Annotated in this window: 16 protein-coding genes; 9 read left to right on the forward strand and 7 right to left on the reverse strand. The window is 72.2% G+C overall.

Going from position 1 to position 15,651, the window contains the following annotated elements:
* Window positions 1–42 precede the first annotated feature (42 nt).
* Complete coding sequence (locus ACBJ59_RS21035; protein ID WP_375111904.1) at window positions 43–1,320, forward strand: Glu/Leu/Phe/Val dehydrogenase; 1,278 nt, start codon at window positions 43–45, stop codon at window positions 1,318–1,320.
* 74 nt (window positions 1,321–1,394) lie between these two features.
* Window positions 1,395–1,598 (forward strand): hypothetical protein, encoded by a 204-nt coding sequence (locus tag ACBJ59_RS21040; protein ID WP_375111905.1) that lies wholly within the window; start codon window positions 1,395–1,397, stop codon window positions 1,596–1,598.
* Between the two features lie 52 nt (window positions 1,599–1,650).
* Here ACBJ59_RS21040 and ACBJ59_RS21045 read toward each other — a convergent pair whose 3' ends face one another.
* Window positions 1,651–2,097, reverse strand: a complete 447-nt coding sequence (locus tag ACBJ59_RS21045; protein WP_364123531.1) for a MarR family transcriptional regulator — start codon at window positions 2,095–2,097, stop codon at window positions 1,651–1,653.
* 48 nt (window positions 2,098–2,145) lie between these two features.
* Here ACBJ59_RS21045 and ACBJ59_RS21050 point away from each other — a divergent pair, with 48 nt between their 5' ends.
* From ACBJ59_RS21050 to ACBJ59_RS21065, 4 genes are read left to right on the forward strand one after another with little or no spacing between them, the layout of a single operon-like run.
* Window positions 2,146–3,225 (forward strand): substrate-binding domain-containing protein, encoded by a 1,080-nt coding sequence (locus ACBJ59_RS21050; protein WP_375111906.1) that lies wholly within the window; start codon window positions 2,146–2,148, stop codon window positions 3,223–3,225.
* Between the two features lie 52 nt (window positions 3,226–3,277).
* Complete coding sequence (locus tag ACBJ59_RS21055; protein ID WP_375111907.1) at window positions 3,278–4,645, forward strand: APC family permease; 1,368 nt, start codon at window positions 3,278–3,280, stop codon at window positions 4,643–4,645.
* Complete coding sequence (locus ACBJ59_RS21060) at window positions 4,642–5,646, forward strand: acetamidase/formamidase family protein (protein WP_375111908.1); 1,005 nt, start codon at window positions 4,642–4,644, stop codon at window positions 5,644–5,646. The genes ACBJ59_RS21055 and ACBJ59_RS21060 overlap by 4 nt, the downstream gene beginning before the upstream one ends.
* Window positions 5,647–5,703: 57 nt before the next feature.
* A complete protein-coding gene (locus ACBJ59_RS21065) occupies window positions 5,704–6,528 on the forward strand; it encodes a trypsin-like serine peptidase (RefSeq protein WP_375111909.1) in 825 nt (274 codons plus the stop codon).
* On the opposite strand, the gene ACBJ59_RS21070 is transcribed toward ACBJ59_RS21065, so the two are convergent.
* From ACBJ59_RS21070 to ACBJ59_RS21080, 3 genes are read right to left on the reverse strand one after another with little or no spacing between them, the layout of a single operon-like run.
* Window positions 6,512–7,399, reverse strand: coding sequence for a Gfo/Idh/MocA family protein (locus tag ACBJ59_RS21070; RefSeq protein WP_375111910.1), 888 nt, complete (start codon window positions 7,397–7,399; stop codon window positions 6,512–6,514). The two genes, ACBJ59_RS21065 and ACBJ59_RS21070, sit on opposite strands and share 17 nt — an antisense overlap.
* The gene (locus tag ACBJ59_RS21075) at window positions 7,396–8,307 is read right to left on the reverse strand and encodes an NAD-dependent epimerase/dehydratase family protein (protein WP_375111911.1); all 912 of its coding nucleotides are present in this window, start codon (window positions 8,305–8,307) and stop codon (window positions 7,396–7,398) included. The genes ACBJ59_RS21070 and ACBJ59_RS21075 overlap by 4 nt, the downstream gene beginning before the upstream one ends.
* 2 nt (window positions 8,308–8,309) lie before the next feature.
* On the reverse strand, window positions 8,310–8,663 hold the full coding sequence (locus ACBJ59_RS21080) for a YrdB family protein (RefSeq protein WP_375111912.1): 354 nt from the start codon (window positions 8,661–8,663) through the stop codon (window positions 8,310–8,312).
* 113 nt (window positions 8,664–8,776) lie between these two features.
* On the opposite strand from ACBJ59_RS21080, the gene ACBJ59_RS21085 reads away from it, so the two are divergent.
* The 3 genes from ACBJ59_RS21085 to ACBJ59_RS21095 are packed head-to-tail and all read left to right on the forward strand — an operon-like array spanning window position 8,777 to window position 10,695.
* Complete coding sequence (locus ACBJ59_RS21085) at window positions 8,777–9,469, forward strand: TetR/AcrR family transcriptional regulator (protein WP_375111913.1); 693 nt, start codon at window positions 8,777–8,779, stop codon at window positions 9,467–9,469.
* 24 nt (window positions 9,470–9,493) lie between these two features.
* A complete protein-coding gene (locus ACBJ59_RS21090; RefSeq protein WP_375111914.1) occupies window positions 9,494–9,817 on the forward strand; it encodes a PadR family transcriptional regulator in 324 nt (107 codons plus the stop codon).
* Window positions 9,814–10,695, forward strand: coding sequence for a hypothetical protein (locus tag ACBJ59_RS21095; protein ID WP_375111915.1), 882 nt, complete (start codon window positions 9,814–9,816; stop codon window positions 10,693–10,695). Before ACBJ59_RS21090 ends, ACBJ59_RS21095 begins: the two co-directional genes overlap by 4 nt.
* A 47-nt stretch (window positions 10,696–10,742) precedes the next feature.
* Here the strand turns inward: ACBJ59_RS21095 and ACBJ59_RS21100 are convergent, their stop codons facing one another.
* Genes ACBJ59_RS21100 through ACBJ59_RS21110 form a run of 3 tightly spaced genes read right to left on the reverse strand, consistent with a single transcriptional unit; the run spans window position 10,743 to window position 15,122 of the window.
* Window positions 10,743–11,339 (reverse strand): TetR/AcrR family transcriptional regulator, encoded by a 597-nt coding sequence (locus ACBJ59_RS21100; protein WP_375111916.1) that lies wholly within the window; start codon window positions 11,337–11,339, stop codon window positions 10,743–10,745.
* Window positions 11,340–11,349: 10 nt separating this feature from the next.
* Complete coding sequence (locus ACBJ59_RS21105) at window positions 11,350–13,749, reverse strand: PEP/pyruvate-binding domain-containing protein (RefSeq protein ID WP_375111917.1); 2,400 nt, start codon at window positions 13,747–13,749, stop codon at window positions 11,350–11,352.
* Window positions 13,746–15,122 carry an MDR family MFS transporter gene (locus ACBJ59_RS21110; protein WP_375111918.1) on the reverse strand — a complete coding sequence of 459 codons (1,377 nt, stop codon included), beginning with the start codon at window positions 15,120–15,122 and terminating at the stop codon, window positions 13,746–13,748. Before ACBJ59_RS21110 ends, ACBJ59_RS21105 begins: the two co-directional genes overlap by 4 nt.
* Between the last annotated feature and the right edge of the window lie 529 nt (window positions 15,123–15,651).

The following is a 15,651-nucleotide window of genomic DNA, read 5'->3' on the forward strand; positions in this document are numbered from 1 at the left end:
TTTTCCGCAAATAGGGCGTACATAACAGGAGGAATTCCTTCCATGAGCATCATGGTGCCGTCAAAGACGCCGGCCCTGATCACCCCGGGCCGTCAGGCCCTCGATTCCGCTCTCCAGCAGCTCGACCAGGCCGCCGAGCATCTCGGGCTCGAAGACGGGCTCCGCACGATGCTGGCCACGCCCCGCCGCTCGCTGACCGTCTCGGTCCCGGTGCGGCGCGAGGACGGCCGCCTGGACGTCGTCCAGGGCTTCCGCGTCCAGCACAACGTCTCGCGCGGCCCCGCCAAGGGCGGGCTCCGGTTTCATCCCGGCACCGACATCCACGAGGTCACCGCGCTCGCGATGTGGATGACGTGGAAGTGTGCGCTGGTCGGCATCCCGTACGGCGGCGCCAAGGGCGGCGTGGCCGTGGACCCGGCCGGGCTCACCACCCGCGAGCTGGAGCGGATGACCCGCCGCTACGTCAACGAGATCCTGCCGCTGATCGGCCCGGAGAAGGACATCCCGGCGCCCGACGTCGGCACCGACGAGCAGACCATGGCCTGGATCATGGACACCTACAGCGTCAACGCCGGCTACTCGGTGCCCGGTGTGGTCACCGGCAAGCCGACGACGCTGGGCGGCTCGCTCGGACGCGCGGGCGCGACCTCGCGCGGCGTGCAGATCGCGGCCCTGGCCGCGCTCGGCCGCTCGCCGGAGGGCGTGACCGTGGCCGTGCAGGGCTTCGGCAAGGTGGGCGGGCCGGCCGCGCAGTTCCTGTACGACGCGGGGTGCACGGTGGTGGCGGTGTCCGACGCCACCGGCGCCGTTCACTCCGCGCGAGGTCTGGACATCGCCCGGCTGCGCGCGTGGGTCGCCGAGACCGGCGGCGTGCGCGGCTTCCGGGAGGCCGACGCGCTGGCCCACGAGGACCTGTTCGAGCTGGACGTGGACATCCTGGTCCCGGCCGCGCTCGAGGGCGCGATCACGGAGGCCAACGCGCCCAGGATCCGCGCCCGCCTGGTCGTCGAGGGCGCCAACGGCCCCACCACGCCCGAGGCCGACGAGATCCTCGCCGCCAACGGCACCACGGTCGTGCCCGACATCCTGGCCAACGCGGGCGGGGTGATCGTGTCCTACCTGGAGTGGGTGCAGAACATGCAGGCCTACTCGTGGAGCTCCGGCGAGGTCGAGCTGAAGCTGCGCGACCTCATGCTGGGCGCGTTCTCCGAGGTCACGTCGCTGGCCGCCGAGCGCGGCCTGACGCTTCGGCAGGCGGCGCACGTCATCGGCGTGGGCCGGGTGGCCGAGGCGCACCAGATGCGCGGCCTCTACCCGTGAGCGCGACTTAAGTAGCACGGGGCCCGCCCAAGGTTCGATGCCGGGGCGGGCCTCGCGTTGGGACCCTGAACGGCATGAGAGGTTTCATCAACGTCGTCGCCGTGATCGCGATCATTCAGGGGTTGGGCGGGTTCATCGGGCGGGTGTGGTTCGACCGCGAATGGGGGTTCCTGCACCGGCTGGTGGAGTTGCCCCTGCCCGGTTATCTGGGCGTGGCGGTGGCCGGGGTGGTGGCGCTGGTCTGGACGGACGTGGCCAAGAAGCGCGAGCAGGGCTGAGCGCCGGCCGCCCGGCCGCCGAGCTCAGGGCCTGAGCCCGACCACGCCTAGCTCAGGCCCTGAGCTCGGCGTAGTCGAGCGCCTCCACCAGGCTCTCCAGGTCGCGCATGAGCTGATCGGTCCGCTCCCGCCCGAACGCCAGCGCGATCACCCCCTGCTGCTCGGCCACGGCCCCGTCCACCCGCGCGAGCAGCTCGGCCCCGCGCTCGGAGACGAACACCGCCACCCGCCGCCGATCCCCCGTCGACGGCCCCCGATAGACCAGCGCCCGGTCGATGAGCCGGTCGACGGCCTTGGTCAGCGTCGGGTGCGGCATCAGCACGGCCTCGGCGAGCTCTCCCATCGACTCGCCCCGGCCGTCGGCCAGCGCCCGCATGATGCGCCACTGCTCGACCGTGACGTCCTCGCCGGAGAGCACCGCCGCCAGCCCCCGGTTGACGCTGCGCTCCGCACGGCTCAGCAGATAGGCGAGTGAGGACCCGAGCCCAGAGGTGGTCATGGAGGAGGTCCTTTCGTCGGGGTGCTAGAAGGGAGGATACTCGTCGGCGTGGCGGCGACCGTCGATCCTCTCGAAGCGCGGCTCCTCCCCTCTGACTCGATCAGGATCGGCCTGGTCGTGCCCGTGTCCGGGGTGCTCGGCCTGATGGGCCCGTGTGCGATCAACTGCGCCGTGCTGGCCGCCGAGGAGATCAACGACCGGGGCGGCCTGCTGGGGCGGCAGGTCGAGCTGGTGCTCGTCGACGGCGGGCGGCCCGCGCAGGTGGTGGGGGCCGAGGTGGGCGGGCTGGTCCGGTCGGGCACGGTGGCGGCCGTGGCCGGGGCCCACGCGAGCGACGTGCGCGTGGCGGTGGTGGCCGCGATCGCGGGGCGGGTGCCGTTCGTGTACGCGCCGCCGTACGAGGGCGGGGGCCGCGCGCCGGGGGTCTACTTCCTCGGCGAGACCCCGGAGCGGCAGCTCGCGCCGGGCATCGAGTGGCTGATCGGCACGCGGCGGGCGCGCCGGTGGTACCTGCTGGGCAACGACTACATCTGGCCGCGCCTGGTGCACGCCAGCGCCCGCACGCGGTTGCGCGCGGCGGGCGCGACCGTGGTGGGCGAGCGGTTCGTCCGGTACGGCGCGGCGGTGAACTGGCTGGACCGGGTGGCCGACGCCAGGCCCGACGCGATCCTGCTGACGCTGATCGGCAGCGACCTGATCGCCTTCAACCGGGCGTACGCGGCCTCCGGGCTCGGGGCGGCCCGGCTGTGCGGGGCGCTGGAGGAGCACGGCCTGCTGGGCATCGGCGGCGACACCACCGGCGAGCTCTACTCGTCCATGGGCTACTTCCGTGGCCTGCCCACCTCGGCCGGCCTCGACTTCGCCGAGCGCTACGCCGCCCGGTTCGGCGCGGACGCCCCCATGCTCAACGCCCACGGACACGGCTGCTACGAGGCGGTCACGATGCTGGCCGCCCTGTGCGCGCGGGCCGGCTCGCTGGCGGTGCCCGCGCTGGACGCGGTCGCCGACGGCACCCGGATCACCAGCGCGCGCGGAACGCTCACGCTGCTCGATCGGCAGGTACGGCATCCCGTCCACCTCGGCAGGGCCGATGGCCTGGATTTCTTCCTACAGAAACCTTTTCAGTAGAAAGCTTTGGCTCTAAGGTGCGAATCGCCCCCCAAGCAGCTAGGAGCCGTCCATGAGCACAGTCGAGCAGTTCGGCTACCGCCAGGAACTCAAGCGTTCCCTGGGCTTCGCCGACCTGATGATCTATGGCCTGATCTTCATGGTGCCGATCGCACCCTTCGGCATCTTCGGTTCTGTCTTCTCCATCTCGCACGGGATGGTGGCGCTGGCCTACGTCATCGGGCTGGTGGCGATGGCGTTCACGGCGCTGTCGTACGCCCACATGGCCCGGGCATTCCCGATGGCCGGCTCGGTCTACACCTACGCCGGGCGCGGCATCGCGGCCCCCGTCGGGTTCATGGCCGGCTGGGCGATCCTGCTGGACTACATCCTCGTGCCCTCGCTGCTCTACCTGATCGCCAGCATGGCCATGAACACCTTCGTGCCGGTGATCCCCGTGTGGGCGTGGCTGGTGGCGTTCGTCCTGCTCAACACGGTCATCAACTACCTGGGCATCCAGATGACGGCCAGGATCACCCGGATCATGCTGGTGGCCGAGCTGGCGGTGCTGACGATCTTCCTCGTGGTCGGCGGCGTCGCCCTGGCCCAGGGCAAGGCGCAGACCGGCGCGCTGACCCCGCTCTTCGACTCCTCCTCCTTCACCTTCAGCGTGGCGTTCGCCGCCGCGTCGGTGGCCGTGCTGTCGTTCCTCGGCTTCGACGGCATCTCCACGCTGGCCGAGGAGAACCGCGAGGACGCCCGCCGCCTCGGCCGCTCCATGGTGGCCGCGCTGGCGGTGGCGGCCGTGCTGTTCGTGGTCCAGACGTGGGTGGCGGCGCTGCTCACCCCGAACCGGGCACAGCTGATCACGCAGGGCGACCTCAAGGGCAACGCCTTCTACGACACCGCCACGTTCGCCGGCGGGCCGTGGCTGGGGGTGCTCACCGCCGTGGCCACCGCCATCGCCTGGGGCTTCGCCAACTCGCTGGTCGCGCAGGCGGCCACCTCGCGCCTGCTGTTCGCGATGGGCCGCGACCGGCAGCTCCCGGGTTTCCTGGCCAAGGTGGACCCCAAGCACCGGGTGCCGGTCAACGCCACGCTGGTGGTGGCCGCCATCTCGCTGGTCGTGGGCATCTTCATGAGCACGAGGGAGAACGGCGCCACCGAGCTGGCCTCGCTGGTCAACTTCGGCGCGATGACCGCCTTCCTGCTGCTGCACATCGCCGTGGTCGTCCACTACACGGTCAGGCAGCGCAGCCGCAACTACTGGGCGCACCTGGTCGCGCCCGTGGTCGGCTTCGGCGTCCTGGTGGCCGTCGTGATCAACCAGAACGTCGCCGCCCAGTGGGTCGGCGGCGTCTGGCTGGCCGCCGGCCTGGTCGTCCTCGGCGTCTCGTATCTGCTGGGCCGCAGGCCCGTCCTACCGTCGGAGGTCAAGTGAACGTCGTCTCCTACCATCCCTCGCCGGAAGAGCTGAGCTACACCTTCGGGGGTCGCCCGGCCGTCGGCAAGGTACGGCCGGGCACGATCATGGAGCTGTACACCGAGGACTGCTTCGGCGGCCGGGTCCGTACGGTGGACGACCTGCCGTCGCAGGTGTGCGAGTTCCCCTATCTCAACCCGGTGACCGGCCCCTTCCACGTGGCGGGCGCCGAGCCCGGCGACACGCTGGCGCTGCACTTCGTCAAGATCACGCCGGCCCGGGACTGGGCGGTGTCCACCACGTTCCCCCACTTCGGCGCGCTGACCGGGACGCACACCACGGCCATGCTCCAGCCGCCGCTGGAGGAGCGGGTCTGGCGCTACGACATCGACCTGGAGCGGAACGTGGCCGTCTATCACGCCCGCAACAGCGACTTCAGCGTGGAGCTGCCGCTGGACCCGATGCACGGCACGGTCGGCGTCGCCCCCGGCGCGAACGAGGCCCGCATGACGATCACCCCCGACGCGCACGGCGGCAACATGGACACCCCGGAGCTGCGCGCGGGCGTCACCGTCTACCTGGGCGTCAACGTCGAGGGCGGGATGTTCTCGATCGGCGACGGACACGGGCTGCAGGGACACGGCGAGGTGTGCGGCACGGCGGTCGAGTCGGCCATGAACACCGTGGTCGCGGTCGAGCTGATCAAGGGTGTGGCCACGCCGTGGCCGCGGCTGGAGGACGACCTGCACCTGATGTCCACGGGGTCGGCCAGGCCGCTGGAGGACGCGTACCGGATCAGCCAGCACGACCTGGTCACCTGGACCTCGGAGCTGACCGGGCTGGACACGCTCGACGCCTACCAGCTCGTCAGCCAGGCCGGGCAGGCGCCGGTCGGGAACGTGTGCGACACCAACTACACCATGGTCGCCAAGCTGCCCAAGGCGTACGTGGCTCGGGCGCCGGTCTACGAGTCCGCGCACGCTCGCCTGCGCGCGCTGGGTTCCGCGTACACAAGTTAGGGTAAACATTGATGTCGCAGGTCAGAGCACTGATCATCTTCGTCCTAGAGTGGGAAGGTGCTCAGGTTGGTGCTGTCTCTGGTCCTGCTCGATCCAGCCGCCGTCACCGAGGTGTCCCAACGAAACGTCCCCGTTCCCCGCGTGCTCACCCCTGAGGGCGACCGCCTGGGCTACGCGCCGGTCCCGCGCCCCTACACGGGGGCGCGGCGGCTGGCGGGGGTGCTGCTCGGCCACGATCCGGTCGCGAAGACGGACGTGCTGTGCGGGGGCACGGTGATCGGCTCCCGCAGCCGCAGCCTGGTGCTGACGGCGGCGCACTGCCTGTACCACGACGGGCGGCTGCTCAAGCACCTGGCCTTCCTGCCCGGGTACGACCGCGGCCGGCCGCGGCTGGGGGTCTGGCCGGTCGTGCGGACGTGGGTGCCGGCCCGGTGGCGCACGCGGCCGTACTCGCCGGACCTGCTGCCGTACGACGTGGGCCTGGTCGGCGTCGTCCGCCGCAAGCGCCCGCTGGAGGACGTGACCGGGCGGGGCCTGTCACCCATGCCCACCTCCCGGGGCACCGAGCTGCGCGGGCTGGAGCTGCTCGGCTACCCGGTGGGCAAGGGCTATCCGGGCACCACGATGTACCGGTGCCTGGGCGACACGGTCGAGGGCATCTCGCAGGGGCCGGGGCTGATGGTCACGCGCAACTGCCACGCCGCCGCCGGCGGCAGCGGCGGCCCCGCGTTGTACGGCGGCTCGGTGGCGGGCGTCGTGTCCTCCTCCAGCCCGCTGAGCGACGCGAAGGGCTACACCGTGCTGACCCGGCTGGGGCGCCGGCCGTTCGAGCGGATGTTCGCCAGGGCCGACCGCGCGATGCGGCTCACTCCGTCGTCCTGACGATCTCCTCGCAGAGGGCGTGGGTGGCCAGCGCGTCACCGGCGTCGATCCGGCGGCCCTCGCGCACGGCGGCGAGGAACTCCAGGCAGATCTGCTCGATGCCGCGCTGCCTGGCCACCGGCACCCAGTCGGGCCGCCTGGCGAGCGTCTCGCCGCCCCGGTAGTCGATGACGTCGCCGAGGTTGACCACCCGGCGCTTGACGCCGTCGCCCATGGCCTCGCAACTCTCCTCGCCGGCGCCGCTCATCCGGTTCATGACGCCGATGGCGGTGAACCCGTCGCCCGACAGCTCCAGGACGATGTGCTCGATCAGGCCGTCCTTGACGCGGGTCCTGATGGACGTGCCGGTGACCTGGCCCGGGGCGAGGAACCTCAAGGTGTCCGCCACGTGGATGAAGTCATCGAATATCGCCCGTCGGGGGGTGTCGGGGTGGTTGTCGCGGTTCTTCTCCATGAGGATCAGGTGCCGGGGATGGGCGGCCAGCCCGGCGTACCCGGGGGCGTGGCGGCGGTTGAAGCCCACCATCAGGGACCTGTCCCCGGCCCTGGCCAGGCGTACGAGGTGCTCGGACTCGGCCAGGGTGTAGGCGATCGGCTTGTCGACGTAGACGTGGATCCCGGCGTCGAGCAGCTGCTCGACGATCTCCGGGTGGGCCTCGGTGGCGGCGTGCACGAACGCCGCCTCGACCCCGGCCTTGATCACCTCGTCCACGCTGGTGGACCGGGCGGCGATGCGGTAGGCGTCGCCGAGCCGGTCCAGCCGGGTCTCGTTGCGGGTGCAGAGGTGCAGGTCAAGGGCGGGCTGGGCGGCGAGCACGGGAAGGTAGGCCTTCTCCGCGATGTCGCCCAGGCCGATCAGCGCTGTCTTCACCCGTCGAGCGTAGCCTTGAGCGCCTGGGCGATCGGGGTAGGCGCGACGCCGAACGTGCTCTGGAACGCCGAGGAGTCGAGCACGTAGGGCGCGACGAACTGGTAGCGGATGTGCCGCATCTCGCCGATCATCGGCGAGAACAGCCCGGCCGCCCGGACCACCGGCCACGGCAGCTGCGTCATCCGGGGCGCGGGCCGGCCGAGCAGCGCGGCCAGGCGCTCCCCGAGCTGCCGGAAGGTCAGCGGCTCGGCGGTGGGCACGTGCCAGGGCCGCCCCCAGGCCCGCTCGTCGCTCCCGGCGACGACCAGCGCGTCGGCCACGTCGGGCAGGTACGTCCAGCTGTGCGGCATGTCCGCCGGCCAGACCAGCTGGATGGTCTTGCCCGCCCTGAGCGGCACGAGGAAGCGGTCGCCCATGTAGGACTGGTCGGTGGCGCCGGGGCCGAAGTAGTCGGAGCCGCGCACCTCGGTGGCCCTGATCCGGCCGGCCCGGTGCGCGGCCAGCGCGTCGGCCCACATCCTGGCCCGGACCTGGGCCTTGGGGCTGGTGGAGGCGAGCGGCAGGTCCTCGGTCATCGGGACCGACACGGGGCCGTACGGGTAGAGGTTGCCGAGCATCACGTACACGGCGCCGGTGGCCTCGGCGGCGCCCAGGAACGACGCGGCCATCGGCGGCCAGTCGGTGAGCCAGCGGTGGTATTTCGGGTTGACGCAGTTGTACAGGACGTCGGCCCCCTTGGTGACCTCGGTCAGCCGGGCCCGGTCCGCGACGTCGGCGGCCACCTTGACCGCACCCGCCGGGCCGCTGCCCGACCGGGTCACGACGACGACCTCGTGTCCCTGGGCCATGAGCTTGGCGGCCAGATGCGTACCGACCTGGCCGGAACCCACGACGACGTGCTTACCCATGATCAGACCTCTTTCCAGACGATGCGGAGAACCGCGTTGAGAACGAAGAGCGCGGAGAAGACGGCGGCGGAGGTGACCAGCCCGGAGGCGTAGAGCGCGAGGGCGCCGCCGCCGAACCAGAGGATCTCCAGCGCGGCCCGCGCCAGGCCGGTCAGCGGGTAGGTGGCGTTCGCGCCGCCCCCCGCCCCGAACAGCGCCCAGGCGGCCACGAACAGCGCCGGGCCGCCGAGCCCCGCCAGCAGCTTGACGATCCAGTGGGGGCTGACCGTGAAGCCCCAGTAGGCCACGGAGGCCAGCACGCCCAGCTCGAGCAGGAACATCAGCAGGGCGTTGGCGTTCTTGGCGAGGGCGAGCATTCCGGGCCTCCGTGAGTGGTGTTCGCTTACGAGAGCAATGCTCTCTCAAAAGAGCGCCAATCGTCAAGAGCAGTGCTCTCGATTTTTGGCACCGCTCTGATAATCTGCTTCACATGACAGCCAGCCGAACCGCCAGAGAACGCGTCAGGGCCGAGCTCACCAAGGAAATCACCGACATCGCGCGACGCCAGCTCGCCACCGAAGGGGCCGGCGGCCTGTCGCTGCGGGCCGTGGCGCGCGAGATGGGCATGGTCTCCTCGGCCATCTACCGCTACTTCCCGAGCCGCGACGACCTGCTCACCACGCTGATCATCGACGGCTACAACGCGCTCGGCGAGGCCGTCGAGCGGGCCGAGGCCACGTGCCCGCGCGAGGCCCACCGGCAGCGATGGCTGACGGCCTGCCACGCCGTGCGCGACTGGGCGGTGGCCCACCCCCACGAATACGCGCTGATCTACGGCTCCCCCGTGCCCGGCTACCAGGCGCCGCAGGACACGATCGCGGCCCGCGTACGCGACGTCACCGTGCTGGGCCGCATCGTCGCCGACGCCTGGCGGGCGGGCGCGCTGCGGACCCCGGAGACCGACGCCCCGCCCGAGCTCGGGCCCGACTCCGCCAACTTCCGCGCGCTCATGCCCGAGGTGCCCGACAGCGTGATCTGGCTGGCCCTCACGGCGTGGACCACGTTGTACGGGTGGGTCAACTTCGAGGTGTTCGGCCAGTTCAACAATGCGATCGACGACCGGGGCACGGCGTTCGGGCATGCCATGGGGCTGATGGGCGACACGATGGGGCTTGCTCAGTAAGACTTACTAAGTTTTACTGAATACATGGCACGCAGGACACAGGAGCTCGGCCGCTTCACGGACGTGGCGCTGCTGGTGCTCATCAGCCTCGCGGAAGGGCAGAAGCACGGCTACCGGATGATCGGCGACATCGAGGAGTTCTCGGGGACGTCGCTGGAGCCGGGCACGCTCTACGGGGCGCTGATGCGGCTGGAGGAGCGCGGCTGGATCGAGCCGGTGGGGTCCGCGGAGCGGCGCAAGCCGTACCGGATCACCGAGGGCGGGCGGGAGGCGCTGCGCGAGCAGCTCGCCACGCTCCGCCGCGTCGAGCAGGCGGGGATCACACGCGTGTCTTGGGGGCAGGCATGATGAGGACGCTGGCGAAGGTCGTGCTGGGCTGCTACCCGAAGGTGTGGCGGCAGCGCTACGGCGAGGAGGTCGCCGACCTGGTCGCCGCGCGGCCGGTACGCGCGCGCACGGTGCTCGACCTGGCCGGCGGCGCCGCCGACGCGTGGCTGCACCGGCGGCACATCCCCGGGGGCAAGCCCATCAGGATCCCGCTCCCGCTGCTGCTGCCCGTCGCCGGCTACGGGCTGCTCAATCTGTGGAATCCCGGCGTGCGCGACATGACCAGCATCAACGGCGTCTGGGCCCAGGCGGCGAGCCTGGGGCCGATCGCCGAGCAGCTGGCCAACGCGGCGACGTCACTGTTCATCGCGGCGGCCGCGATGGGCGCGCTCTCGGTGATGCCGCTGCTGCTCACCTCGTTGGCCGCCTCGTGGCGGCCGTCGGCCGGTGCCGTCACCCGGGGCAGGGCGCGTGGGGTGGTCGCGACCGCTCCGCTCCTCGCGCTCCCGATCTGGGGGTTCTGCTCCATGTACTACAGCATGGCCTTCGACGGCGGCGGGTTCCCCGTCGGGCCGCTGGGTCACGCGATGCTCGGCGGCTTCATGGGGCCGATCGTGCTGGCGCTGGTGCTGCCGCTGCCCTCGATCGCGGCCAAGGCGCCCGCCCTCGTGCCCGACGTGCGGGCGAGCGGCAACACGCTCGCGGTGGCGGCCATCCTGAACGCGATCGGCTGGCTGGCCATCGCGGTCCTGCTGGCCATGGGCCTGACCCAGGCGTCGCCGCGGTTCCTGATCGCCATGGCGGCCAGCGTGCTGGTCAGCATCGGGATGACCGCGCTGGTCGCGAGAAGCGCGCTCCGGCAGGGCCGCGCCACCGTGGGCGAGCTCAGCCTCGCCTGACCACCCCGTCGACCAGGCTTGTCCGGCCCGCGGTGGGGCGGGGGCGGTCAGCTTCGGGCCGGTTTGAGCAGGGGCACGAGCACCTCGTCCACGATCTCGACCACGAGCCGGTCGGGGATGGGCGGCCCCTCGAAGAGGAAGTGGTGGCGCAGCAGGGCGTGCCCGGCGTCGAGCCGGCGGGGGGTGACGTCCGCCGGATCCACCTCCCCGCGCTCGACGGCCCGGCGGACGACCTCCTCCATCAGCTTCCTGCTGACACCCTGCGAGTTCCGCCGCATGCTGCCGAGCGGCGACTCGCCCCTGAGCGCCTCCCCGAGCAGCCCGCGCATCGCCTCTCCGGCCGGGCCGGACAGCGCCTGCGCCGTGCGGGTGAGCATCGCCACCAGGTCGTCGCGGAGGTTGCCCATGTCGGGCGAGCTCTCCGGCGTGGGCAGCGACTGGTAGACCGCCTGCATCACCAGCTCGATGCGGGTGGGCCAGCGCCGGTAGAGCGAGGCCTTGCTGGCCTTGGCCCGCTCGGCGACGCGCTCCATGGTCAGCCCGGCATAGCCGACCTCGGCCAGCTCGTCGAGCGTGGCCTGGTAGATGGCGGCGCTGAGCGCCTCGCCCCGGCGCCGTGGCTGCTTGCGGTGGTCGGTGACCATGGTGGCAATTTTAGGGAGCGCCGGTGACCGCGCCGTCGTGGGCGGTGACCGCCTGCCCGGTCACCCTGCCGGTGTCGCCGTTGACGGTGACCACCTGCCCGTCCGCCAGCACCGACGTCGCCGTGCCGGTGCCCATGACGGCCGGGATGCCGTACTCCCTGGCCACGATCGCCGCGTGCGAGGCCGTGCCCCCGGTGTCCACGACCACGGCCGCCGCCTGCTGGAACAGCGGCGTCCACGACGGGTTCGTGTACGGGCAGACGAGCACGTCGCCGGCGGCGAGCCGGCCGAACTCGGCGGGGGTCCTGATCACCTTCACCGGCCCGGTCGCGCTGCCCCCGCCGGCCGGCGCCCCCGTGACCAGCGCGTCCCCCGGATCGGAGGCCGGGAAGACCGCGGCGGGGTCGAGCAGCCGCACCCCGGCCAGCTCCTCCCGCTTGGCCGCCCGCGCCCTGACCGTCTCGCGCAGCCGCTCGGCCGCCTCCCCTCGCAGGGCGGCCACGTCCGCGATCGCCTCCAGCTCCTCCAGCCGCAGGTGGAAGACGTCCTCCGGCTGACCGAGCACGCCCGCCGCGCGCAGCCGGCGGCCCATCTCCAGCAGCGACCTACGCAGGACGGGCTGCGGCATCATGAAGTAGAAGTGGCTGTCCTCGCGGAAGGCGACGCCCGCGCGGGCCGCCGCCACCCAGCGCGCGACCCTGGCTCGGCGGCGCTTCGAGCGCAGGAGGGGGTGGGCGAGCAGGCGTTCGAGCGCGTCGTCGGGCTCCTTCTGCGGGGGCGGCCCGGCGGCCAGCACCCTGACCAGGTCGAGGACGACCTCGGGGGCGTCGCCCCAGGTGGGCACGGTGACGAGGAGGGGGCTCGCGGTCTCGCGGTGGCCGTACTCCGCCAGGAACGCCGCCAGCGCGTCCGCGAACTCGGCGGGCGGCGGGTCGGTGTCCAGGGCTCCCGTGCGCCTGGCCACCTCGGCCAGGTGTTCCAGCGCCCGGTTGGTGTCCGTGGTACGGGTACGCGCCCCGTGCAGCAGGTCGCCGAACAGCGCCCGCCGCCCGAGCAGCCTGGTCGTCACCAGCAGCCGCAGCATCGCCAGCCCGAAGCCCGGCAGGTAGTCCACCCGCAGGTCGGCCACGGGCGTCACCAGGGCGAGCGCCTGCCTGGGCACGCGCCGCAGCTCGGCCCACGACATCGCGCCCAGGTCGCGGGCGCCCAGCTCCTCGATCGCCGCCAGGTAGTCGCGGAAACGCGGGTCTCGCGTCCACCGGGCGGGGTCGTACCGTCTGGCCTTGGCCAGCAGCCGGAACGGCGTCGCGAGCACCTTCACCGTGGGGTGCGGGGCGGGCGGCAGGAGCTGGTAGACGACGCCGTCCTCCTCGCGCAGGAAATCCTCGAACGCGCGCCGCACGCCGAAGGTGCCCAGGACCTTGCCCATCAGCCCGGCCGGGCCGTACGGGACCCACGTGGACATGTCGATCGGATACGGCCGCTCGGGCAGGTATTCCAGCAGGACCGTGGCCAGGCGGCGCTGCACCGGGTTGAGCCTGCCCACCGGGGGCGGCGGCAGCGCGGTCATCGGGCGGGCCTGCAGCAGGTGGACGCGGCCGCCCGCGTACGCCCACTCGATGTCCTGCGGGCGGCCGAAGTGCGCGGCCACCTCGCGGCCCAGCCGGCCCAGCTCGGCCAGGACCGCGTCGGGCAGCCGCTCGGCGCCCTCGTCCGTGCCGCTCTCGCGGGTGACGCCGCCGCCCGCCGTGCCGCGAATGACCACCTCGCGGCGGCCGGGCGTGAAGTCGGCCTTCCCCGACGGGTGCAGCACGTAGTGGTCCGGCGTGACCAGGCCGGACACGACGGCCTCGCCCAGGCCGCTGCTGGCGTCGATCACGATCCGGGTCCGGTCGCCGCTGACCGGGTTCGCGGTGAACATGACGCCCGCCACGTCCGCCTCGACCATGCTCTGCACGACCACCGCGATCCGTACCTCGGAGTCGTCGATGCCCAGCTTGGCGCGGTAGGCGACGGCGCGGTCGGTGAAGAGCGAGGCCCAGCAGCGGCGTACGGCGTCGAGCAGCGCCGCCTCGCCGACGACGTTGAGGTAGGTGTCCTGCTGCCCGGCGAACGCGGCGCCGGGCAGGTCCTCGGCGGTGGCGCTCGACCGTACGGCCACCGGGCCGCCGCCGAGCGCGGCGTAGGCGTCGACGATCGCCTGCCGCAGGTCGTCGGGCAGCTCGACCCGCTCGAAGGCGGCCCGGGTGTTGCGGCCCTGGGCGACCAGCTCGTACGCGTGCGTGGTGACGACGAACCCACCGGGGACCGGGAAGGAGTTCCTGACGAGCTCGCCCAGGTTGGCGCCCTTGCCGCCGGCCATGGCCAGGTCACCCCGGCCGAAGGCGTTCAGGGGTGCGACGAGTTTCACTGTCTCTCCTCGACGTATGAGGTGGTACGGAGTGGCCGCGCGGGCAGCGCCAGCGCGAGGACGAACGCCACGGCGAGCAGCGGCGCCATGGCGGCGAACACGGGCGGCACGGCCTCGGCGAACGCCTGGCGGACGCCTGGCGGCAGGTTCGACGGCGAGGTGCTGGAGATGCCCGACCGCAGCGTGATCAGGGCGCCCACGAGCGCGACCCCGGCCGAGGCCCCGACCTGGCGCAGGAACGTCACCGACGAGGTGGCGGTGCCCAGGTCGGCGTACTCCACGGCGTTCTGGGCGGCCAGCACCATCACCTGCATGACGAGCCCGACCCCCAGCCCGGTCAGCGACATGGCGAGAACGAGCCCGGCCGTCGAGCCCGCGGTCAGCCCGATCAGCCCGAGCCCCACCGCCGCCAGGGCCGTGCCCGCGACGGGGTAGGGCTTGTACGTGCCGGTCCGGGTGATGAGCCGCCCCGACACGACGGTGGTCAGCAGCACCCCGCCCATCAGCGCGGTCACCAGCAGCCCGGCCTGCGTGGCGCTGGTGCCGTGGGCGATCTGCACGTACGCCGGCATGTACGTGACCGTCCCGAACAGCGCGAAGCCGATGACCAGGCTGATCAGCACGGGGACCGCGAACGCCCGGTCCCTGAACAGCCGCAACGGCAGGATCGGGTCCTTGGCGTACCGCGCGCTGACCAGCCACGCCGCCACCCCTGCCGCCGCCAGCGCCAGGTAGGCGGGATTCCTGGTCTGCCCCACCATGACCACGCCCACCACGGCGACGGCCAGCGTGACGGCCCCCGCGACGTCGAGCGGCGCCCGCGACTGTGGCCGCGGCAGCTTGAGCGTGAGACTCAGCACGACCAGCGCCAGCAGTCCGAGCGGCGGGTAGATGGCGAAGATCCACCGCCAGCTCAGCCGGTCGATGAAGAACCCGCCGACCAGCGGCCCGCCCACGGCGGCCACGACGTACGCCGCCCCGATGAACCCGAGGTAGCGCCCCCGGTCCCTGGGACTCACGATCTCCCCGATGATCGCCTGTGCCCCGATCATCAGCCCGCCACCGCCCAGCCCCTGGATCGCGCGGAAGGCGATGAACTGCGGCATCGACGTGGCCAGCGCGCACAGCACGGCGCCGGTCACGAAGACGACGATGGCGACCTGCATGGTGGGCTTGCGTCCGTACCGGTCGCCGAGCTTGCCGTAGACGGGCATGACGACGGTGGCGGCGACGAAGTAGGCGGTGACGACGGCGGGCATCTGCTCCAGCCCTCCGAGCCCACCGGCGACGGCGGGGAGCGCGGGGGCCATGATCGTCTGGTCGAGCGCGCCCAGCAACATCGCCAGTATCAGACCCGACAGCACGAAGCCCATGGCACCGCTCCTTAGAGAACGAACCGTTCTCTAAGGAGCATAGGATTCATTCCATAGAAACGCAACGTTCACTAACACGAAGAAGAGGCACAACGACCCTCGCCGCACTCGGGCACGGCCTTGCGGAGGAGGGGGCGCGAGAGGCGACTGCTTGGCGGGATCCCCCGCTCAGGCGGCACACCGGCCCGCGCTGCGCCCACACGGGTGTGGTGCGCAAGGCCGGAGGCAACGGAAGGGCGCAACCTCCCGTACGCCCGCCCAGGAGAGCCGCCACCACACCCGCCCCGCCCTGACACGGCCCCTCAGGGGGAGGCGGGTGGGAGGCAGGGAGGACACAAGGCGCGCGAGCGGCCAGGACCTGCGAGGGAGCGAGGCGGAAGGGCAAGGCGCTGCAAGGGCCTGGAAGCGTGAGAGGGCGCGAGGAGCGCGATGCCCGCCGCGGGAGTCGCGGGCGGGCGGCGTGTGCGAACAGCGGGGACCCCGCTCCCCACGCCCTCGGCGAAGGTCCTTGGAAGGGGAGCGGGAGGCC

Origin of the sequence: Nonomuraea sp. MTCD27 (genome assembly GCF_041950495.1) — a bacterium.
Taxonomy (GTDB): domain Bacteria; phylum Actinomycetota; class Actinomycetes; order Streptosporangiales; family Streptosporangiaceae; genus Nonomuraea.

Coding starts and splice junctions, on each gene's coding strand:
- ACBJ59_RS21035 (WP_375111904.1), top strand. CDS start 43: ATGAGCATCATGGTGCCGTCAAAGACGCCGGCCCTGATCACCCCGGGC.
- ACBJ59_RS21040 (WP_375111905.1), top strand. CDS start 1,395: ATGAGAGGTTTCATCAACGTCGTCGCCGTGATCGCGATCATTCAGGGG.
- ACBJ59_RS21045 (WP_364123531.1), bottom strand. CDS start 2,097: ATGACCACCTCTGGGCTCGGGTCCTCACTCGCCTATCTGCTGAGCCGT.
- ACBJ59_RS21055 (WP_375111907.1), top strand. CDS start 3,278: ATGAGCACAGTCGAGCAGTTCGGCTACCGCCAGGAACTCAAGCGTTCC.
- ACBJ59_RS21075 (WP_375111911.1), bottom strand. CDS start 8,307: ATGGGTAAGCACGTCGTCGTGGGTTCCGGCCAGGTCGGTACGCATCTG.
- ACBJ59_RS21080 (WP_375111912.1), bottom strand. CDS start 8,663: ATGCTCGCCCTCGCCAAGAACGCCAACGCCCTGCTGATGTTCCTGCTC.
- ACBJ59_RS21085 (WP_375111913.1), top strand. CDS start 8,777: ATGACAGCCAGCCGAACCGCCAGAGAACGCGTCAGGGCCGAGCTCACC.
- ACBJ59_RS21090 (WP_375111914.1), top strand. CDS start 9,494: ATGGCACGCAGGACACAGGAGCTCGGCCGCTTCACGGACGTGGCGCTG.
- ACBJ59_RS21095 (WP_375111915.1), top strand. CDS start 9,814: ATGATGAGGACGCTGGCGAAGGTCGTGCTGGGCTGCTACCCGAAGGTG.
- ACBJ59_RS21100 (WP_375111916.1), bottom strand. CDS start 11,339: ATGGTCACCGACCACCGCAAGCAGCCACGGCGCCGGGGCGAGGCGCTC.
- ACBJ59_RS21110 (WP_375111918.1), bottom strand. CDS start 15,122: ATGGGCTTCGTGCTGTCGGGTCTGATACTGGCGATGTTGCTGGGCGCG.